The 19,582-nt window shown below is 61.9% G+C and carries 19 protein-coding genes; 9 read left to right on the top strand and 10 right to left on the bottom strand.

What is annotated here, in order from left to right:
• Positions 1 to 154: 154 nt before the first annotated feature.
• The 5 genes from G3T16_RS20365 to G3T16_RS20345 all read right to left on the bottom strand — a co-directional run bounded on the left by G3T16_RS20365 (position 155) and on the right by G3T16_RS20345 (position 8,022).
• Positions 155 to 1,279: a serine hydrolase domain-containing protein gene (locus G3T16_RS20365; RefSeq protein WP_163496821.1), complete on the bottom strand. Its 1,125-nt coding sequence runs from the start codon at positions 1,277 to 1,279 to the stop codon at positions 155 to 157.
• A gap of 610 nt (positions 1,280 to 1,889) precedes the next feature.
• Complete coding sequence (locus tag G3T16_RS20360; RefSeq protein ID WP_232059187.1) at positions 1,890 to 2,849, bottom strand: bile acid:sodium symporter family protein; 960 nt, start codon at positions 2,847 to 2,849, stop codon at positions 1,890 to 1,892.
• Positions 2,849 to 4,228 (bottom strand): FAD-binding oxidoreductase, encoded by a 1,380-nt coding sequence (locus tag G3T16_RS20355; protein WP_163496820.1) that lies wholly within the window; start codon positions 4,226 to 4,228, stop codon positions 2,849 to 2,851. Before G3T16_RS20355 ends, G3T16_RS20360 begins: the two co-directional genes overlap by 1 nt.
• Complete coding sequence (locus G3T16_RS20350; protein ID WP_163496819.1) at positions 4,229 to 6,361, bottom strand: TonB-dependent receptor; 2,133 nt, start codon at positions 6,359 to 6,361, stop codon at positions 4,229 to 4,231.
• A 47-nt stretch (positions 6,362 to 6,408) separates the two neighbouring features.
• On the bottom strand, positions 6,409 to 8,022 hold the full coding sequence (locus tag G3T16_RS20345; RefSeq protein ID WP_163496818.1) for a tannase/feruloyl esterase family alpha/beta hydrolase: 1,614 nt from the start codon (positions 8,020 to 8,022) through the stop codon (positions 6,409 to 6,411).
• Between the two features lie 208 nt (positions 8,023 to 8,230).
• Here G3T16_RS20345 and G3T16_RS20340 point away from each other — a divergent pair, with 208 nt between their 5' ends.
• Positions 8,231 to 8,950, top strand: coding sequence for a FadR/GntR family transcriptional regulator (locus G3T16_RS20340; protein WP_163496817.1), 720 nt, complete (start codon positions 8,231 to 8,233; stop codon positions 8,948 to 8,950).
• A 45-nt stretch (positions 8,951 to 8,995) separates the two neighbouring features.
• Here G3T16_RS20340 and G3T16_RS20335 read toward each other — a convergent pair whose 3' ends face one another.
• From G3T16_RS20335 to G3T16_RS20325, 3 genes are all read right to left on the bottom strand, one after another.
• Positions 8,996 to 9,583, bottom strand: coding sequence for an acyl carrier protein phosphodiesterase (locus G3T16_RS20335; RefSeq protein WP_163496816.1), 588 nt, complete (start codon positions 9,581 to 9,583; stop codon positions 8,996 to 8,998).
• A 92-nt stretch (positions 9,584 to 9,675) separates the two neighbouring features.
• Positions 9,676 to 11,040: an OmpP1/FadL family transporter gene (locus G3T16_RS20330; RefSeq protein ID WP_163496815.1), complete on the bottom strand. Its 1,365-nt coding sequence runs from the start codon at positions 11,038 to 11,040 to the stop codon at positions 9,676 to 9,678.
• Complete coding sequence (locus G3T16_RS20325) at positions 11,037 to 12,941, bottom strand: chloride channel protein (protein ID WP_197911783.1); 1,905 nt, start codon at positions 12,939 to 12,941, stop codon at positions 11,037 to 11,039. The genes G3T16_RS20330 and G3T16_RS20325 overlap by 4 nt, the downstream gene beginning before the upstream one ends.
• Before the next feature lie 347 nt (positions 12,942 to 13,288).
• Here G3T16_RS20325 and G3T16_RS20320 point away from each other — a divergent pair, with 347 nt between their 5' ends.
• The 8 genes from G3T16_RS20320 (at position 13,289) to G3T16_RS20285 (ending at position 17,864) form a co-directional block, all read left to right on the top strand.
• Positions 13,289 to 13,963: a Bax inhibitor-1/YccA family protein gene (locus G3T16_RS20320; protein WP_197911782.1), complete on the top strand. Its 675-nt coding sequence runs from the start codon at positions 13,289 to 13,291 to the stop codon at positions 13,961 to 13,963.
• A 79-nt stretch (positions 13,964 to 14,042) separates the two neighbouring features.
• On the top strand, positions 14,043 to 14,435 hold the full coding sequence (gene tusD / locus G3T16_RS20315; protein WP_163496814.1) for a sulfurtransferase complex subunit TusD: 393 nt from the start codon (positions 14,043 to 14,045) through the stop codon (positions 14,433 to 14,435).
• Between the two features lie 3 nt (positions 14,436 to 14,438).
• Positions 14,439 to 14,807 carry a sulfurtransferase complex subunit TusC gene (gene tusC / locus G3T16_RS20310; RefSeq protein WP_163496813.1) on the top strand — a complete coding sequence of 123 codons (369 nt, stop codon included), beginning with the start codon at positions 14,439 to 14,441 and terminating at the stop codon, positions 14,805 to 14,807.
• Between the two features lie 3 nt (positions 14,808 to 14,810).
• Positions 14,811 to 15,104: a sulfurtransferase complex subunit TusB gene (gene tusB, locus G3T16_RS20305; protein WP_197911781.1), complete on the top strand. Its 294-nt coding sequence runs from the start codon at positions 14,811 to 14,813 to the stop codon at positions 15,102 to 15,104.
• Between the two features lie 6 nt (positions 15,105 to 15,110).
• Entirely contained in the window at positions 15,111 to 15,428 is a 318-nt protein-coding gene (locus G3T16_RS20300) for a TusE/DsrC/DsvC family sulfur relay protein (protein WP_163496812.1), read from the top strand.
• A 12-nt stretch (positions 15,429 to 15,440) separates the two neighbouring features.
• Positions 15,441 to 16,451, top strand: coding sequence for a glycosyl transferase family protein (locus tag G3T16_RS20295; protein ID WP_163496811.1), 1,011 nt, complete (start codon positions 15,441 to 15,443; stop codon positions 16,449 to 16,451).
• Positions 16,442 to 17,536: a tRNA (uridine(54)-C5)-methyltransferase TrmA gene (trmA, locus tag G3T16_RS20290; RefSeq protein ID WP_163496810.1), complete on the top strand. Its 1,095-nt coding sequence runs from the start codon at positions 16,442 to 16,444 to the stop codon at positions 17,534 to 17,536. Before G3T16_RS20295 ends, trmA begins: the two co-directional genes overlap by 10 nt.
• A 46-nt stretch (positions 17,537 to 17,582) precedes the next feature.
• Positions 17,583 to 17,864 carry a 4a-hydroxytetrahydrobiopterin dehydratase gene (locus G3T16_RS20285; protein WP_163496809.1) on the top strand — a complete coding sequence of 94 codons (282 nt, stop codon included), beginning with the start codon at positions 17,583 to 17,585 and terminating at the stop codon, positions 17,862 to 17,864.
• A gap of 28 nt (positions 17,865 to 17,892) precedes the next feature.
• On the opposite strand, the gene G3T16_RS20280 is transcribed toward G3T16_RS20285, so the two are convergent.
• On the bottom strand, positions 17,893 to 18,807 hold the full coding sequence (locus tag G3T16_RS20280; RefSeq protein ID WP_163496808.1) for a hypothetical protein: 915 nt from the start codon (positions 18,805 to 18,807) through the stop codon (positions 17,893 to 17,895).
• Positions 18,808 to 18,821: 14 nt separating this feature from the next.
• Positions 18,822 to 19,439 carry a dUTP diphosphatase gene (locus G3T16_RS20275; protein ID WP_197911780.1) on the bottom strand — a complete coding sequence of 206 codons (618 nt, stop codon included), beginning with the start codon at positions 19,437 to 19,439 and terminating at the stop codon, positions 18,822 to 18,824.
• Between the last annotated feature and the right edge of the window lie 143 nt (positions 19,440 to 19,582).

Genomic DNA, 19,582 nt, shown 5'->3' with positions numbered 1-19,582 from the left:
GCCCTCTGCTTGAAGCGTACTCTTAGAGACTCCAGAAGGACCACTCTAATTTTCAGGCACGCCGAGTGTTTGAATAATCCCACCAACCTTTCCGCCTCGGTGGGTCTGACGGCGAGGATGTCCACGTGGTCTTGGTTCGGCACCGTCAACGTGATCAGCGCGGCCTCCACCTGGATACAGCTGCGAGAAACGCGTCAGTTTCACGACCTGCCGCATCGAACTCAGAGACCGGAAAATGGCTGGCCTTGATGACCACGGTTTCTGTGGCGGGGTCAACGAACACCCTTTGACCAAAGCGCCCTGATGCCTGGAATGCCGGAGAATCCTTTACCGTCCACCATTGATACCCGTACCCCGGCCGACCTGGCCGACCGGTGGGCAGTGGCGTCGTGGACTCTTTCACCCATTGTTCAGATACTACGCGGCGTTTCGCCTGACCGTTGTTGAGCATCATTAGTCCGATCCGGGCCCAGTCGCGCACCGTGGCGTTGAACCCTGCCGCGTTGAATTCACGACCCACACCCGCTGGCCCGTCCATGACGAAAAACGCATCCGATTCAGCACCGAGAGGCTCCCAAAGACAGACTGTCGTATAGGCAGAAATATTGTATCCGCCGCTCACCCGTTCGATGAGCCAGCCGAGCACACCGGTATCCAGATTCAGGTACTGAAATTTCGATCCCGGATCCCGGACTCTTTCCACGACCAGCGCGTCGTCGACATAGCGCATGACATTGTCCATCATAGCGAATCTGGGGCTTGCAGGTGGGATGGCTCGAAGGTCACTATAGTCCTCGTCATGAGCGACACCTGAACGCATCTGAAGCAGCTGCCGGATACTTACGCCCTGATAGCCACTGCCATCCAGCTCAGGCAAATACTTGTCAATGGGGTCATCAAGCGATCCAATTCTGCCTTGCTCCAGAGCACAACCCACGAGCAGGGATGTGACTGACTTGCTCATGGAAAAGCCCGCAAACCTGTCATGCTCTTCAGAATTGTTACGGTACTTCTCGTAAATAATCTTTCCATTCTTGATAATCAACAATGCATTGGTATAGGTGCGGTCGAGCGCATCCTCCGCTCGATAGGTCTTCCCTTCGAACTCGTAGTCAAAGTCGAGTTGCCTGTCATTACGGGGTATTATCCATGGCTCCCCAGCATGCGGCACAGTGCGCGTAGGATAGATTCTATCCATGTGACTCAATGTCAAAGGCATGATGCCGTCGTCAGCCCAGGCGGAGCGCAGTTTGACAAGCGAAGGCGGGACATCAGACACCGGAGCCTTATCTGCGTGTGCGGATGTGGGCGAGGCATCCTGCCGCGCTCCAGCCGGCGCTGTTGCCGCGAGGGCGAGCAAGCCGAGTGCGAGCACGAGCGAGCCCAACCGTCTGGGAACGCAGTGCAACGCAGCCGAGGTTAACGTGCAACGAGATGTCATATTAATTGAAACTCCTTATTTTTACGTGCTTTCAGTCTCTCGGGGACCAGCCCCCAGGTCAAATTCATTATTCTGCTTTCGTATTCATATATCTCATGCCACTTGAGCTTTAGTGGGCAACGTGTATTTTTACTGTTTATTCGATAGGGACGTGATCGAGCGAACACACCTCCCGTGCCCGCTCCTCCGTTCCCGCGCTGGCAATCAGCTTCGGTCCGGCTTTCGTGGCGCTATGGCAAGCCCGGTTTGGGCAGCGGCAGCTGGAACTGGAAGGTGGAACGTATTCCCTCGTGGACATCGGCTGGGCGCAGCTGCAATGGCTGCCACAGCTTACTCGCCACGGCTACGTCGGGGTTGGTATGCCTTTACGTCCAGCCTGCCCCGGACAGAGGTCTCCCTCGGCGTCGGCAGGTGGTGCAGACAGGACAGGCGCGTGGATTACTTTCGATCATTTCCGGGGCTTGCGGCTATCCGACCAGGTCATCACCGAAGCAAACACGGAGCCGGTAATATTCAGCCAGACACTGAAGATCGCTCCCGGCAACGCACTGAGCGGAGTGAAGAACTTCAATGCCAGAGCCGTTGCCAGCCCCGAGTTCTGCATGCCCACTTCAATGGCTATGGTGCGGCAGATCACGCTGTCAAAGCCGACAAGACGGGCCGTCAGGTAACCCAGGGTGAGGCCGGTAACGTTGTGGGCCAGGGTGGCCAGCACTACGACCACCGCGACCTCGGCCACCCGCTGCGCATTGATGGCCACGACGATGGCTATGATCAGCAGGATCGTCATTACCGACAGTGGCGCCAGCGCTGCGTGCAAGCGCGTTGTCATCGCGCCCGCTGCCAGTGTGTTGACCAGTACCCCAATACCCACCGGTAGCAGGATGATTTGCACCAGGCTCAGCATCATCTCCGCGGCGGGCACCTGTACGCTGGAACCGACCAGGAAGGCCAGCAGCAGTGGCGTCATTACCGTACTCGCCAGCGTCGAGCAGGCGGTCATGGAAACCGACAGCGCAACGTTGCCACCGGCGAGATAGGTCATCACATTGGACGAGGTACCTCCCGCCACGCTCCCCACCAGTACCAGGCCGATGGTCAGCTCCGGGCCGAGATCAACCAGGGTCGCGATCAGCAGCGCCGCCAATGGCATCACCGTGAACTGCAGCAACATCCCCACCAGGAAGGCACGTTTGCAGGTTCCCAGGGCGACAAAGTCCACCGGCTTCAGGGTCAGCCCCATGCACAGCATTACCAACATCAGCAGCGGCACAATCGCCCCGCCCCAGGACGCCAGTAGCGGTGCTCCCAGGAAGCCCACCAGTGCCGCCAGCGGTGCCCATAGCGGGAAGAGTTTCAGAAACATCTCAGCGGCGCCCTCGGGAAAGCCGATGGGATGCCCGCGCACTAGACATCGAACACTTTCCCCGGGTTGAGCAGAGTCTGTGGATCCAGTGTTCGCTTCAGTAGCCGCATCAGCGCAAGCTCCCCAGTGCTGCGGCTCAGCTCGAGCCAGGATTTTTTCTCCAGGCCGATGCCATGTTCGGCTGACACAGAGCCACCCAGAGGCATCAGCGGCTGATACACAGCCTCGTCGGCAAGGGGATGGAGGTTGCGATCACCCTCCCCCGGGCTCACGAACAGGTGCAGGTTGCCGTCGCCGATATGGCCCAGAACGTAGCATCGACCTGCAGGCCACTGTTGCTGAAGCCTGCTCTTGACCTCATCGACATAGCTGGCCATGTGCCTGATGGGCAGGCTGACATCATAAAGAAAGGTCGGGTCGTGCGCAGTAATTGCCTCAAAATCCTCCCGAATCGACCACAGCGCGTCGCGTTCCGCCACTGATTTGGGAATAATGGCGTCCTCCACCATGCCATCTTCCAGTACCTGCTCCAGCGCGGTCATGAATTGCAGGTTATCGGCCCTCGCATCGGCGCCCCGCGCCTCCAGCACGACATAGTAGGCGTGGTCCCTGGACATCGGGGGGCGGTGCCAACCGGGTTCGGTGACCGCATGGAAATACGCGCCCCACATCACTTCGAATGCGCTGAGATTCCCCCCCAGGGTCCGTTCCAGGCTTTTTAACAGGTCACAGACCGCTTCGAAGCTGGTGAGAGCGACCAATGCTGTATTCACACTGACCGGTGCCTCCTTCAATTTGAGAACGACCCTGGTAACCACACCCAGCGTGCCCTCGGTACCGATAAACAACTGTTTGAGATCATAGCCCGCGTTGTTTTTCAGCATGGTGTTGAGGGACGAGATAACCGTCCCATCCGCCAGTACGGCCTCCAGTCCCAGCACCAGCTCGCGCATCATGCCATAGCGGATGACACTGATCCCGCCGGCGTTGGTTGCCACGTTGCCGCCTATCGTGCAGGAGCCCCGCGCGCCGAGGTCGAGTGGGAAGAGCAGGCCGAATTCGGCCACAGCATCCTGTACTGTTTGCAGAACCGCACCGGCCTGAACCGTGGCCGTGCGCCCCACAGTATCGATATCCTCAATAGCCGTCATGCGCTCCAGCGACAGAACCAGATCGCGCTCATTCACTACCGCACCATCCACGCAGCCAGTCAGGCCACCATGGGTGACCACGCTTTGGCCGTGCTGATGACACAGCTTCAGGACCGCACTGACTTCGGCACTAGTGCGTGGCCGGACCAGCGCTAGCGCCCGTAGCGGTGCGGGGTCCCAGTAGCTGGAGGCCCGCGCTGCAAGTGCCTCGCCCTCCACCACGGCGTCGGCGCCGACCAGGGTACGAAGTTGTTCAAGGAAGCTTTGCATTTAGAACTCCATGCTGACCCGCAGGCCCACGCGCCGTTCCGGACCGGGAATACCCAGACTGGACACCAACGCGGGCGGCAAACCGGCGCGCTGCAACAGGGACTGATCGATATAGGACTCAAAATACTCTTCGTTCAACAGGTTCTTGCCGAACAGCGCCACTTCGAAGCGGCCATGCTGATAGGCAACGAAGCCGTCCAGCAAGTAGTAGGCCTTCAGTGTGGGTGAGAATGTCTCACTCAGGGAAGATCCCTCGCGCTCGCCCTTGGCGGTCAGGCCCAGGTTGAAGGTGAGGCTGTTGTCTCCCACCGGCAATACGTAGTGGCCGGCCAAATAGTAGTTCCAGTCCGGGGTAAACAGGATCCTGTCGGTGGGCAGTGCGAAGCCGGTGGTTTCACGGAAGGCGGAATCGTCCGTGACCCGTGCGTGCAGCAGCGTCAGGCTGGCGTCGAACAGCCAGCGCTCAGTCGGTGTGTAATGAGCCTCGACTTCGATGCCATAGCTCTCGACATCGCCGGTGTTCAGGTCAATGGTAACAAAGGACTCGGGTATATCCTGGTTCGGTGCGATCGCATTCTGGCCGATGAAGTCGGAATAATCATTGTAGAATGCCGCCAGGTTCAGGGTCAGTTTGCGATCCAGCAGCTGCGCCTTCGACCCTATTTCATAGGTCCAGACAGAGTCGCCCTGGTAGATCAGGTTGGGTGCGCCGGGACCATTCTGGCCGCCGGCGCGAAACCCGCGCGCCACCGAGGCATAGGTCATCAGCTCCTCGCTCCAGAACCGAGTCAGGGAGACCCGGGGCTGCCACTCGTTGGCCTTGTAGGTGTCGGCCGTGGTTGCGGCCGAACCTTCCAGTTCCTGCCGGTCGTAACGCAGGCCCGCCGCCAGCTCCAGCGAATCACTGAAACGGTAAAACACGTTCGCAAAAATGCCCAGGGCCTCGCTTTCGGCGCTGCTGGCGCTGGGCGCGGTCACACCCAGCGGCACCACCGTCGTCAGCAGGGAGGCCTCGGTCTCGGATTCGTTCAGGAATACGCCCACCAGGGTTGAGAGCCGGTCGTTGAATTCAGTATCGAAGCGGACCTCCAGCGTACTGGTGTCGAGTCGACTTTCGCTGTAGCGGCGCACAAAATCCATGGGGCCATAGTCGCCATCGTTGTCGCCATGGTTGTCCCGCCGGTAAAAAGCACCGGTAGCTGTGAGCGTGCTATTGAGTGCAGCGAGATCGAATTCGCCCGTGAGATCCACGCTTTTGTACTCGTAGGTGGCTATGCTATTGAGGTTGGACAGAGCGCTGTACTGGTAGTCAGTCGGGCCCTCGACCCAGCGGTAGGGCGTCGAGCCTCCCTCCACTTCGTCATAGCGGGTGTTGAGAGTGAAGGTGGCTGTATCGAGCGGACGGAAGACAATGGTCGCATTGGCACTGTTCTGCTCCAGCGGATTGCCCTCGCCCCCCACCAGCAGGTTTTCCATAAAACCGTCGTGACGGTGGAAGGCCGCGCCTGCACGCACCTGCAGCACATCCGGCAGCAGTGCGCCGCTCACGCTCAGTGAGGCCGACTGGAAATCGTCAGGGCCGGCGTAGGCCGCACTCGCGCGGCCGCTGAATTCATTGCCGGGCTGCTGGGTGATGACGTTGATCGCACCCCCCAGGGTATTGTTGCCAAACAGAGTGCCCTGGGGACCACGCAATACTTCGATCCGTTCGACATCGAGCAGCGGACTGTTCAGGTAGGAGGTGTTGGGTTGGTAGATGCCATCGATAAAGATACCGACCCCGGGCTGCACTGTATCAATCAAGGTGGTACCCACACCACGAATGGACACGAAGGCGCGCCCCACGGAATCCGAGTTGATGTTGAGGCCGGGACTGTAGGCGGCGATGTCCTTGACCGCGTAAATCTGCAGGGCATTGAGCTGGCTGGCACTGAATGCAGTCACGGCAACCGGCACGTCGGCGAGACTCTCCTCCCTGCGGCGCGAGGTCACCACGATCTCCTCCAGCGCACCGGCGGCAGGCACGCGGTCAGGTGCATTCGCACTGCCGTCCTGCGCCAGTGCTGCCGGGGTCAGGGTGGCAGCCGCAAGTGCAAGCGCGGTCCAGCGGGGGTTGTACTTGAAGTTCTGCATTATACTTTTCTCCTGCAAAGTTGAGATGGTCTGGCGTCGCTGTCCGGTCAATCCTCGTGGCAGCTGTAACTGCCCGCTAACGCGGGGTCGCCCTCCCCGCGATAGCGGGGATAGGCTGGAAATTTGCACAGGGGCAAAGTGGCCTGGATCTCTCCCGCCTCGTCACGCCGGGTCAGGACCCGCGCCTGCCGGGACGGCGGTGTATCCTGCTCCACCCACATTGAGAGGGCTTCCATCAGGTCGACCCGATCGGGCCCGGGCCCACCCCTGCAGTGCCCGACCCCGGGTGCCAGAAACAGTTCGAGGGTCTCGTCGGCGCGTTCGACCCCCATGGTCTCCACCACGGCCCGATAGTAATTCACGGTATCGCGAGGACTGACCGAGCTGTCCAGGGTGCCGTTCCACAGGATCAGTTTCGCCCCCCGATCATGCAGTGCACCGAGGTCGGGATCGGTCGCGTTGAACTGACCGGCGATCTCCTGCAGTTGGTCAAGCCACCGTTCCGGCTCCCAGCTCGCCGTGTCGAAGTTCTGGTCCTGGGCGACAAACGAGCGGATGAAGCCGTCTGAGAACAGCCCCTGGACGGTATATCCGAGCAGCCCGGGCCAGATGTACTGCCCCCAGCCAGCCGTGAGGTCCTCGCCGCCAAAATGGAATCCCGGATGCACGATTGCCTCCGCGCCCAGCGCCATGGGTGTGGTGATGTGTTCCACCAGGGCGACCTGTTCCGGCGCCAGACAATGCGGGTGGGAAGAACTGCCGCATGCCAGCGAGGCCGGCTCAAAATCACAGGCCTCTGGCCTGGCGATAATGCCGTCCGCCAGTCCATCCATTGCGTCACAGCGGGCCAATACGGCCCGGGCCAGATGGGCTTGCTGGTCTGTGTTCAGCGCAGAATCGGTATTGCGCATATGGGCGGCTATCCGATTGAACTGCATGAACAGGCCGACCACGTTACCGGCGGGAGCGCGGGCAATGATGCCGTCGAAGGCCTCGGGCTCGCGTTGCGCCAGCAACAGCGCGTCGTGGCCCCCCATGGAACAGCCTTCGAAGTAGCTGAACCGGGGCCCGGAGCCATAGAAGCCCTCCACCAGCTGCTTGATGTGGGGCAGCGCCCGCTGCTCCGAGCGATACATGAAATCGGCCCGCGCTTCCGGGTCAGCTGCGAATTCGGCCTTGAAATAGGTCAGGGGATTCAAGCTCGCGGGCTTGTCGTACCCCCCGTTTGTGGAGGCGATGGCATAGCCGTCGTCCAGCACTGACGGGCTGAAAACGAGCTCGAATTTCTCGTCCAGCAATACCCCGTCAAAGCCGCCACCACCAATGAAGGCCAACTTGCTGTTCCAGTCACGGGTGGGCAGCCAGACATTGAACTTGAGACCCGAATCAATCCGCGCGGCAGTGATTTTGCAGTATTCCCGGCCCGCGGCGGAAGGCGTGACCAGACGTGCCTCCACCAGGCTCACCGCGCTGCCGGGAGATTGGGGCAGCAGGGTCTGGCAAGCTTCTGCCAGTCCCGCGCCGGACTCACCCCCCGCGGGCGCCGCCAGTACAGCCCTTTCCGGGGCACATCCCACCAGGGATACATAGCAGCAGGCGGCTGCCAGTATTGTTCTCGCTCCAGTGGAAAAGCCCCACTCCTTCTGACCAGCCCATCTCATGGCCCGCACTCACCTGTTCTTGTAATCAGGGATGGACAGGCTACTGATAGCATTGGTTATAGTCAACCTGTATTATAGGTTTGCAGTCAGCTATTCGTTTACAGGGAGATACCCATTGTCCGCTCGGACTCCTGTCGATATGATTGGCTGCGTCGTTCTCCCCGCACTTGTCGGCGACCTCTTTATCCCGTGTTCAGGAAACAGTCATGTGAGCAGTGCCAAGGAAAGCCCGGACCCGCAACCGGAAACACTGGTACAGAATGTGGTCAAGGCACTGATTACCTACATTCGGGACAACCAGCTCCGTGTGGGCGACCCGATACTCAGCGAAGGGGAGTTCGGCCAGCTCCTGAATGTCAGCAGAACCGTCGTGCGGGAGGCCTTCAAGGCACTGGCCGCGATGAATATCATCGAGGTCAGTTCGGGCCGGCGCGCTCGGGTACACGCCTTCGACGGTTCAGTAATGGCGCTCACCCTGAGCCACGGACTGCGCACCCAGCAGGTCACTGTGCAACAAATATGGGACATACGCCGGTCGATTGAGATGCGGGCGGTTGCATTGGCCTGCATGCACCGCAGCGAGCGAACTGCCCGGCGGCTGGAGGAACTGGCTGGCCTGATGCGTGAAACGCATGGCGACATCGCGACCATGACCGAGCACGATATCGAATTTCACCTCACCATTGCCGAAGCCACCCGCAACCCCCTGTATCCGGTGCTGATATCTTCACTTACCTCGGCGATGCGCGAGACCAATCCCATTGTCTGGCAGGCGCGGACCAAACCCGAAGAACGGCTCGCCGTGATGGACTGGCACGCGGCCATCGCAGACGCCATCGCTGCGCGTGACACCGCCAAAGCCACCGAAGCGTTGTCACGGCATTTCGACGAGGCCCTGCGGGGCCTGGTGAATTCCGGCTTCAACTAAAGGCCAAGCGCTCACGCCCGTTCCTGTCGGGCGCGGTCTCGCCCATCAGATCCGGGTTAGTACGCAAAGCCGTGAATGCCACCAGGTCCGGAAAGAATTGCAAAAAGCCCTCCTCCAGCGGGGCGTAATGCTGTTCAATATCCGCCATGGCCCCGGCAGCGGGCTGCCCCGCCGCAGTCTGGCAGCTATTCTGCACAGGGTTTGTTCCACGCCGTCCAGGCTGATACAGCGGTCCAGCCAATCGACCTCGATCAGGCGCGGCAGCAGTGCCGCCAGCTCCTCGGGCAGGCTGGTGCCGTGTTCTGTGAGGGTGGCATAGACGCCGTCGATAAACTCACGTCGGCCCTGGCCGCTGAAACGGTGCCAATGTACACAGAGAAAGTGATCGAAAGCGACATCGAGGATGATCCCCGCATAGCGCCTCATCCCGGGCCGGAACAGGTCGCGCAGGCGCGCCGGTACGGCATGAGCGTCGGTGTAGACATCGACCTGCCGGTGCAACTGGATGCCCGCCCGCACCCCGTCGCTGACAGGCAGGGTCTGCAATCGCCCCCGGACAAAATCGCCCGCGATGTTGCCAACAAGGGATTCGGGGTCAGTGCCCGCCAGCAGTGCGTGAGCCAGGTGATTCATGGTAACCAGTCAGGATCAAGGCGCTGCAGAATAACCTGTTGCTGGTGGAAAAATAAAGGAAACCGCCTCAAGCGGCGCCTGTTGGCATACCATCAAAAATGCCAGGTACCCTGTACTCCCAGGATGTCGACGCTGCTCTCGAATTCCCCGGTAAGCTGGTGTCCCTGGCTGTTCGAATCGATGTTCGAGTCGTCCACGAACAGGTGTGCGTAGCCGACATCCACCGACAGGTTGCGTCGCAGTGAGTAGTTGAAGCCGACGGTGGCCCAGATCCGGTCAGCGTCGGGAATCCGCGGCGTGGTATACCGTGCTGCGGACTGGGGAGCCTCGTCGAATGCCACCCCGAACCGCCAGGTCCAGGATTCATTTTGCTGCATACTGGCCCCCAGGGCATAGCGCATTGTGTCGTCGTAATTCAGTTCCAGCACGCTGACCGGAAGCTGGCTTGCGTCGTTGACTATCTCGATCGTTCGCAGCGAGCCCCAGCCTGTCCATGCGATGTCGGCATGCAGCTCCCAGCGCTCGTCCAGCGCATGGGATGCGCTCACCGTAAATGTGTCCGGTAACGCGGCACCGGCACTGACCCGACCCGCCATTGCCGCCAGTGCGGCGCTGCAGAATGGATCCTGGGCGCAGCTGACAGACGGGTCGAAATCGGCCTCTCCCCGGAGCCTGTAGTTGGCGCCCTCGCGCCAGATTGCGCCGACCCGGGTGCGCTCACCCGGGCGCCAGTGAAGACTCAGGTCGATCAGGATATCGCGGTCGTTGCCGCTGATTTCGGCAGCACTGTCCGCCGCCTGATTGGCAGGACCCTGATGCGCGGCGTTGCACCCGGCCACCGACCCACCCGCGCCCAGGCAGGCATTGAAGGCATCGACCTGGCTCTCCAGAGTAACGTCTGCCCATTGGTAGTTGATTCCCACTCCCACGGAAAGACTGTCATTGACCCGATAGGCCAGTGAGGGATTCACGTTGATAACTCTGAGCTCACTGTCCGTGGCCTCGTAACGGCCCAGCCAATTGTCTCCGTATTCGCTGACCAGCCCAAATGGTGCTGTAAGACCAAAGCCAAAGCTCCAGCGTCCGTCGAGTGGCTGCACATAATACACACTGGGCACTGGTACCGGGGTATCGGTGCGATCTTCGGAGCCCGACAGGGGCTGCTGCAGTGCAGTGCCAGCGAGTGCCTGGGAGCCCCGGTCATGGAAGCGGGAATCCACCATAATCAGGTTGCCGGCGACCGTCAGCCCTGCCTGTTCCAACTGGGACATGGCTGCCGGGTTGAACCAGGCAGTACTGGGGTCGTCACCGATGGATGCGGTTCCGGCGTAGGCGGTACCCATGCGGGACGGGCTCTGTTCCAGCACCATGAAACCCGATGCAGAGGCCACCGCGGGGAACAATCCGCACAGCAGGATGGGAAGAAAGACAAGTCTGTCATGCTGAAGGCGCTTCATATGTCCCCGCCGTTGCAATAGGTTGTCCCCGCTCCCATGTCAAGCATAGCAGTCAGGCACAGGTATGCAAAAAACGGTACCCAAGGCCGATACTCCCCTGCTCGCTCAGGCTGGGCGGCGAGCGCCCGGGGGAGACTGGCCATACTGATAATAGCTCTCGATGTCCGCCCTGGAGACCACCCCCACCACCCGCTTGCGACCAGGGGCCTGGTATTGGTAGACGTACAGTGCTTCGGCCTGGCCATTGTCGAATTCCTGCAGGGCCTGCTCCAGCGTTGCCTGATAGGGCAGCGGCGCCGTCTCCCGCCGCTGGGCCGGAATGGCCAGCAGGTCGATTGGCGCGGCCGGGTCCTGCTGCTCCGCGGCCTGGCGTTCTCCCTCCAGGTAGCGCGCCAGATCCGCCGACAACAAAAGTGGCCGGGGCCCTCATCATTATTGTCCAGCAGCAACCACCTCGGGCCCGACGCCAGCACTTCGACCGCCGCCGCTGGTGACAACCTCCGTTCCACCGCCAGCACACTGCGGTCCATGACCCTGCCCACCGAGACCCGCCGCAACGCCTGGACTACGGGAGAGCTCTGGTAGCTCAGACCCTGGCTTTTCAACATGGCCTGAAAGATCGACTTCCGGCCAAAAAATTCACTGGTCACCAGGCTGGCCGTGGTAATGACCAGCATGCCGGGCAGGATAATATTGGGGTTGTGGGTCAGCTCCAGCAATGCCATCAGGGCGGCCAGCGGCGCCTGCAGGACCGCCCCCATCATTGCACCCATTCCGAGCATGGCATAGAAGCCCACCGAGGAGGCAGTATCCGGTGCCACCTGGGCCCCGATCAAGCCCATGGCGCCTCCGAGAGCGGCCCCCGTGAACAGGGTGGGGCCGATGATACTGCTGGGCATGCCCAGGCCCACGGTGATGGCCGTTACCAGCAGTTTCGCGAGGCCCACGCCCAGCAACAACCACAGGCCCAGCTCTCCGTGCAGGGCCTGGTCGACGGTGTCGTAGCCAATACCCATCACCTGGGGTAGCAGCAGCGCAAACGGGAGCATGACCAGGCCGGCCAGGGACACGCGCAGCAGGATAGGTCGGCGATGGTATTGGCTGAGGCGCTCCACCAGGAATATGAAAGCGGCCGCAGCCAGCCCGATGAACACGGCTATCGCCAGGATCCAGGGGATTTCCAGCAATGAGTTCATGTTCAGGGCCGGCACCGCGAAAGCCGGCGCCGCGCTGTAGACTGCCTGGCTGACGACGGCGGCGCTGACCGACGCGAGGATGATCGGGGTAAATCCGGCGATGGTGTACTCCATCATCACCACCTCCATTGCGAAGATGACCCCGGCGATCGGCGTATTGAAGGAGGCCGAGATGGCCGCTGCGCAACCGCAGGCAACCAGTGTACGAATGCTGCTGTTGGGCAGCTTCAGCCATTGGCCAATGAGGCTGGAACAGGCGGCGCCCAGGTGAATCGCCGGGCCTTCCCGGCCCGCGGACTGGCCACTGACGATCGTTCCCACCCCCACCACAAACTGGATCACGGCACTGCGCAGCGAAATATGGCCCTGGTGATCATTAAGCCGCTGCATCACGCAGGCCACACCGACCCGACGGTCACGCTCCGCCAGATAGTGCAGGAACAAGCCGAGTGCAAAGGCACCCAGCAGTGGCAGCAGGCCGCGGGTAAGCAGTCCCAGTTGCTCGAAGGCCTCTGGATCGTGGCCTGGAAGAAACCGCGCCAGCGGCCATTCTATCGCCAGGCGAAAGCCCAGGATCACGATACCGGTTACCACCCCGGACAGCAGACCCAACAGGGCCAGCTGTGGCAGGGACTCCATGGTCGACATCCCCCCTGCCGCCTTCATGGGCAGACGCCGGGAGATTCTCTGGCGCCAGGTTGCCATCAACCTGGCCCCGGGAAGCTGCCAGCCAGCGCGGACCGCAGGCCCACGGCGAAGCGGGACGTTTTCACTGCAATCGATTCAAAAGCCAACAAAAGAGTCCTGTCACAGCGCTCCAGTCGGCTATAATGAACCGGACCAGGCGGGAGTTGCCGCCGTTACCGAGGCGGAATCAAGGCGGAGCCCAGGGGACCGCCGCAATCCGCGACGCCCAAGGCGTGAATATGGGCAATACCCATATGCAATGCAAGTGTATAGCGGTAATCGAGGTTGGTTTTTGGAAACTTCGCCCTTATTATGGGTCTAAGGTTTGAACGCACCCCGGGGTGCATCGCAAGGAGTGGTAGACAATGCAACAGAAGGGCTTGTACAACACCAATGTGAGAGGCATGGAGTCGCTCGTCAGCACCAACAAGGTGCTGAAGAACACCTATATGCTGCTGGGTATGACGCTTTTGTTCAGTGCGGTCACTGCCGGCATTTCAATGGCCGTGGGTCTGCCCCAGGGCGCTGCGCTGGTACTGATGCTGGTGGGCTTCGGTCTGCTGTTCGTGGTCCACAAGATGGCTGATACCAGCAAGGGGCTGCTGGCCATCTTCGCCTTCACCGGCGTGATGGGGGCGTCCATCGGACCGATGCTGAACCACTACCTGGCCATGCCCGGTGGTCCCGCGCTGGTAATGCAGGCGCTGGGCGGCACTGCACTGGTGTTCTTCGGTCTCTCGGCCTATGCACTGACCAGCCGCAAGGACTTCTCCTTCATGGGCGGGTTCCTGATGGTGGGCCTGTTGGTGGCTGTCGTGGCCATGATCGCGAATATTTTCCTGGCGATCCCGGCGCTGTCGCTGACGATCTCCGCCGCGGTGATCATGATCATGTCCGGCCTGATCCTGTTTGATACCAGCCGGATCATCAATGGCGGCGAAACCAACTACATCCGCGCCACAGTGAGCCTGTACCTGAGCATTTACAACCTGTTCATCCACATGCTGCATCTGCTCACTGCCTTTGGTGGAGATGACTGAACCACGCCCAACAAGGGCACCCGAACCCCGGCCTGCGCCGGGGTTTTTCGTTGTGCCTGTCAGCTAGCCTGGCTTCAGGATGATTTATTCCCTGCTCGTTACCGCCGCCCCGGCCTCCGGCCATGCCAGCCTCACAGCGGCGCGCTTTGCCCGCGCCGTGATCGGCCGTGGACACCAGCTCCGGCGGGTCTTTTTTCTGGATGACGGCGCCCTCAATGGTCTGTCCAGCGCAGTGACGCCGCAGGATGAAAGCTCGCCGCTGGAACTGTGGGCCAGCCTCGCCGGAGAGCACTCAGTCGAGCTGGTGCTGTGCATCAGTTCCGCACTGAAGCGCGGCCTGCTGGATGCGGCCGAGTCCCGGCGCTACGAGCGCGACGCTGTCACCATGCACCCGGCCTTCGAGCTGGGCGGCCTGGGCCTGTTGGTTGATGCCATCGCGCACTCCGACCGCCTGCTCAGTTTTGGACCCTGAACCGTGAACGGCCCGCGCCAGTCAATACTGGTCATCTCCCGCCATGCGCACCAGGGCAGCAGCCTGGCCCGCGCGGCGCTGGATACCGCGCTGTCCTGCGCCGCCTTCGAGCAGCCGGTGGCGCTGTTGTTTCAGGGCGAGGGCGTGCTGCAACTGCTGCCGGAACAGGACTGTTCGGCACTCCGGGTGCGCAATTTGCGCAAGGTGATTGATTCCCTGCCACTGTACGATATCGACTGTATTTATGTCGACGCCGAGGCTGCCACCGAGTTTGCCCTGTCAGCCGACCAGTTGCCGGCCTGCGCGCGGCTGCTGGATGGCCCTGCCCTGCAGCGCCTGCTGACGCAGCACGACCATGTGCTGGCGTTCTAGACTGTGATTCTGCACACACTCAACAAGGCACCGGGCCAGCGCGCCTTCCGCGACTGCCTGGCTCTGCTGCAGGCGGACCACGCCCTGTTGCTGCTGGGTGACGGGGTCTACGCCGCGCTGCAGGCGACGCCAGCGGCAGCACTGCTGGCCGCGGCCGGGGCCCCGGTGTATGTATTGGCGGCCGACGCACAGGCAGCGGGAGTCACTGACCGGCTGATGCCCGGTGCGACGCTGGTCGACGACAATGGCTTCGTCGAGCTGAGTGAGCGCTTCATCCGCCAGCTCGCCTGGTACTGAGCGCCAGTGCTGCCCGAGTCTGCATTCGACCCGGAGGGTTTCCTGCGCGAGCTTGGGCACTGGACACCGGCCGTGGCCGAGCAGATCGCCGCCGCCGAGCAGATCAGCCTGAGTCCGGCCCACTGGGAGATCCTGCAGCTGTTGCGGGACTACTACACTCGCTTTGACAGTGCGCCGGCGATGCGACCACTGGTAAAATACGTGGCCCGGGAACTGGGGCCGGACAAGGGCAACAGCCTGTATCTGCTCCGTCTTTTCCCCGGTTCTCCGGCCAAACTCGGCAGCAAGATCGCCGGCCTTCCCAAGCCCGACAACTGTTTGTAGTAGGTAAACGGCATGTCTTCGCCACTCCAGGAACACCCTTTCGCGGCCTATGTGCGCATTTTGGGCAAGGGCAAGAGCGGCACCCGCGCCCTGACCCGGGACGAGGCCAGGACGGCCTTCGGCATGATTCTGCGGGACGAGGTGGAGCCACTGCAGCTGGGCGCGTTTCTGATGCTGTTGCGAGTCAAGGAAGAGACCGGTGAAGAACTGGCGGGCTTTGTCCAGGCCTGCCGCGATGAGATGGACCCGGCCCGGCCACTGGGTCTGGCCGATCTGGACTGGGCCAGCTATGCCGGCAAGAAGCACCAGCACCCCTGGTACCTGCTGGCCATCCTGCTGCTGGTCCAGGCCGGATACCGAGTGTTCATTCACGGCAGCGAAGGGCACACGCCCGGACGGCTTTACACAGTCCAGGCCATGCAGGCACTGGGGCTGCCGGTGGCCACGGACTGGTCACAGGCACGCCGGCAATTGCAGGAGCAGCGTCTGAGCTACCTGCCGCTGGCCCGGTTCTGCCCGCCGCTGGATCGGATCATGGGCCTGAAGCCGGTGCTGGGGCTGCGTTCTCCGGTCAACAGTTTTGCCCGCATGCTGAACCCGTTGCAGGCCCCCCACAGCATCCAGAGTGTATTCCACCCCGCCTACGCAGCCCTGCACCTGGCGGCGGATCAGCTGTTGGCCCAACACAGCTCGCTGGTCTTCAAGGGTGACAGTGGAGAAGTGGAAGTGAAACCCGGGGCCGATACCCGGCTGTACTGGTTGCGCGGGAACGAGATTGGCGAATCACTGCTGCCGCGGCAGCTCAGCCGGCGCACACCGGCAGTGCCGGAGCCCCGGGTAGCGCCGCTGCGCGCACTCTGGCGCGGCGAGGCCCGGGACAGCTACGGGCTGGCCGCCACGCTGGGTACCGCCGCCGCGGCGCTGCTGTTGCTGCAGCCGGGGCTGGTGGCAGAGCAGGCGCTGGAACAGGCGCACGAACTGTGGCGCAACCGCGACGCAGGGACGCTGCCGCCATGCCCCTGAGCAATGTGGATCCGGCCAACTACACACAGCTGCTGGCGGCCAAGGTCGAGGCGACGCAGACACTGCTGGCTCCCTTCCATCCTCCCCTGCCCCTGGTCGTACCCTCCCCCACTACCGGCTATCGCATGCGGGCCGAGTTTCGGGTCTGGCATCAAGGAGCTGAACTCGACTATGTGATGTTCCGCCCCGGAGAACCTGGCACGCCGGTACCGGTACGCGAGTTTCCGGTCGCCTGTGAACGCATTCAGGCGCTGATGCCGCTGCTGCTGGCGGCGCTGAAGCGCGAACCGCTGCTGCGGCGCAAGCTGTTCCAGGTGGAGTTCCTGAGCACGCTGGACGGAGATACCCTGGTGACACTGGCATACCACCGTCGGCTGGAGGACGACTGGGAGTCGGCGGCAAGCGAGCTGGCCACGGCGCTGGGCATTGCCCTGGTGGGGCGCAGCCGCAAACAAAAGCGTGTCATCGGCCGCGACTTTGTTACCGAACGCCTGCGGATCCACGGCCGGGAGTTTCACTACCGCCAGTACGAGCAGGCCTTCACCCAACCCAATGCGCAGGTCAATACCGCCATGATCGAATGGGCCTGTGAAGCTGCCGCCGGACTGCACGGCGACCTGCTGGAGCTGTACTGCGGCAATGGCAATTTCACCCTGCCCCTGGCGCAACACTTCGACCAGGTGGTGGCCACCGAGTTGGCAAAGATCTCCATTCGCGCCGCACAGTGGAACCTGGAAGCCAACGCCATCGACAATGTGCAGATGATCCGGCTGGCAGCCGAGGAAGTGACCCAGGCCATGAACGGTGAACGGATATTCAGGCGCCTGGCGGCGCTGCCGCAGCCACTGGCGGACTACGCGCTGCACACCGTGTTCGTCGATCCGCCCCGGGCCGGCCTGGACGCCGCCACTGAGGCAATGGTGGCGGGTTTCCCAACCATTGTGTATATCTCCTGCAACCCGGCCAGCCTGGCGGCCAACTTGCAACAGCTGTGCCGCAGCCACAAACTGACGCGGCTCGCCCTGTTCGACCAGTTCCCCTACACCCATCACATGGAATGTGGCGTCGTGCTGCAGCGCCGCTGAGTCAGGACTATACTGTTGACAGGCGAGCGAACCCAGGAGCGCGACCATGCCAGTAGAACGACTCAGCGCTGCTCAGATCGAGCAGGGCCTGGAGGAGCTGCCCGAGTGGGGGCTGGACCAGCGCAAGCTGTACCGCCATTTCGTGTTCCCTACCTTTATCGAGGCCTGGGGCTTCATGAGCGAGGTAGCGCTGCTGGCAGAGACCCAGAACCACCATCCGGAATGGACCAATGTCTACGGCCGGGTCGAGATCTACCTCACCACCCACGATGCCGGCGGTATCAGCGAACGCGATTTCCGGCTGGCACGGGCCATAGACCTGTTGTAAGAAGTACTGTTCACACGATTAACAGGCTCTAACAGCGGATGCCGAAAGCCAGCAGGCCGCGGCCCAGGACTTCATCCAGTCGCCCCGCATCGCCGGCCCTGATTTCCAGATAGCGCAGGCCCAACTCCTTGCACACGGCTTTGTTGCGCAGCCTGGCAGACAGCTGCGCTGGCGGTGCCGTCTCCTCCCAGCAGTCGATATAGACGCTGCCGGCCGGCAGGTAAAAGTCGGCCTGCAGCGCCTCTTCCACCGGCAGGGCCCGATACAGCGCGTGGGCCTGTTGCGCCAGATAGAGCCAGTCACAGACAGTCGCCTGCAGACGGCTCCTGGTGCGATGACCATCGATGCCACAACAATCCCGGGGCTCGGCAACCGTGGCCGGAGCCGCCGCAAACAGGTCCGGCGGATCGCCCTGTTGCGCCGCTGCTGCCGCGACCGGTGCGGTCTCGGGGCCGGACAAACGCTCCAGCTCACGGTGGATCACCGGATGATCGACGATTTCGTGGGGCCAGCTGACATAGAAGGCACCGGTGCTGTCGCTTTCGGATTGCTGGCCGCCGAACCGCCTGCCAAAATCGGTCAGTTCCCAGCCAAGAATGCTGTGCTGCTGCAGGCCCAGTTCCGCCAATGCGCGATTGAGCTGACGCGGCTGCAACCGCGGGTAATAGCGCCGCATCTGACTGGCGCTAATACGCTGGTTGGATTCGATCGCGGCGAGCAGCGGGTGCTGCGCCAGCGTCTCGGGCCAGACGATGTAGCGGCCAAAACGCTTGCTGTCCCGGTAGCTGCCACCCTCGTATTCACCTTTGGGAGTGAGCAACCAGTTGTCGCCGTGGCGCAGAATCCAACCGTAGTCCCGGAGGGTGGCAAACAGCTGCTGCACCGGAATCTCCAGCTTGCGGGCCAGCGCAGTGGTCGACAGCCGTTCCTCCTCAGTCGTCACGGGGCAGGCTCGACCTAGCGGCCGGGGTAGCGCGCGCTCAATGCGGCGTACAACTGGTCGGCGAAGTCCGGCGCCGCGCTGTCCAGCTCCGCGACAACCTCCACCAGGTGTTCGTTGTCCTCGCGGTCATGCCAGATCTTGTGATAACTGCCCTCCTGATAGCCGTGGTCCTGGCGGAAAAAGTTCAGCACATTCTTGCCGACATAGGACGAATACAGCGTCGCGAAATCCAGCCCCGACGCGAGCATCAACTCCCAGAACAGACGTGGACAAAAGCCCCTGGTCTGCAGCGCATGCAGGGCCAGGGCCTCGGTTGCCAATCGCACATCGAGCCCCTGTGGTTCGAAATTGGCAACCTGCGCGGCGATCCGGGCCGCCATCGTATCAATGCTGTCGCCGCCGGCGAACAGCGCAGACAGGCCGAAGTGCCATATATCGATCACCTCCAGGCGGACCTGGGCCATCTCCGGCTCCTGCCGTTTCCACCATTTATACCCGTAATGCTCGATCAACTCACCGCACTCGATCCAGATTGCCCGATACCAGGCGAAATCCTGGCTAACCCATTGCGGGTGTATGCGTGTATTCATCCGGTCCTGCATGGACAGCATGGTCCTGAGTGCCTGTTCCAAGAACGTCTCCTGTTGATTGTGCGGCTTGCAACGCGCAAGGATAACAGCGCTGAGGGCAGGCACCAACAGGCATTGCCGGCCAGAAGTACCTGGGTGCGCGGCGCTGAGCGGTATTGTTGCCACAGATCGGTACTTCCCATCGG

The sequence above is a fragment of the Kineobactrum salinum genome (assembly GCF_010669285.1).
Taxonomy (GTDB): domain Bacteria; phylum Pseudomonadota; class Gammaproteobacteria; order Pseudomonadales; family Halieaceae; genus Kineobactrum; species Kineobactrum salinum.
Note: the sequence above shows the minus strand (reverse complement) of the source record. Positions and strands in the feature narration are given on the sequence as shown.

Coding starts and splice junctions, on each gene's coding strand:
- G3T16_RS20355 (WP_163496820.1), bottom strand. CDS start 4,228: ATGCAAAGCTTCCTTGAACAACTTCGTACCCTGGTCGGCGCCGACGCC.
- G3T16_RS20350 (WP_163496819.1), bottom strand. CDS start 6,361: ATGCAGAACTTCAAGTACAACCCCCGCTGGACCGCGCTTGCACTTGCG.
- G3T16_RS20345 (WP_163496818.1), bottom strand. CDS start 8,022: ATGAGATGGGCTGGTCAGAAGGAGTGGGGCTTTTCCACTGGAGCGAGA.
- G3T16_RS20335 (WP_163496816.1), bottom strand. CDS start 9,583: ATGAATCACCTGGCTCACGCACTGCTGGCGGGCACTGACCCCGAATCC.
- G3T16_RS20330 (WP_163496815.1), bottom strand. CDS start 11,040: ATGAAGCGCCTTCAGCATGACAGACTTGTCTTTCTTCCCATCCTGCTG.
- G3T16_RS20325 (WP_197911783.1), bottom strand. CDS start 12,941: ATGGCAACCTGGCGCCAGAGAATCTCCCGGCGTCTGCCCATGAAGGCG.
- G3T16_RS20320 (WP_197911782.1), top strand. CDS start 13,289: ATGCAACAGAAGGGCTTGTACAACACCAATGTGAGAGGCATGGAGTCG.
- tusD (WP_163496814.1), top strand. CDS start 14,043: ATGATTTATTCCCTGCTCGTTACCGCCGCCCCGGCCTCCGGCCATGCC.
- G3T16_RS20295 (WP_163496811.1), top strand. CDS start 15,441: ATGTCTTCGCCACTCCAGGAACACCCTTTCGCGGCCTATGTGCGCATT.
- trmA (WP_163496810.1), top strand. CDS start 16,442: ATGCCCCTGAGCAATGTGGATCCGGCCAACTACACACAGCTGCTGGCG.
- G3T16_RS20285 (WP_163496809.1), top strand. CDS start 17,583: ATGCCAGTAGAACGACTCAGCGCTGCTCAGATCGAGCAGGGCCTGGAG.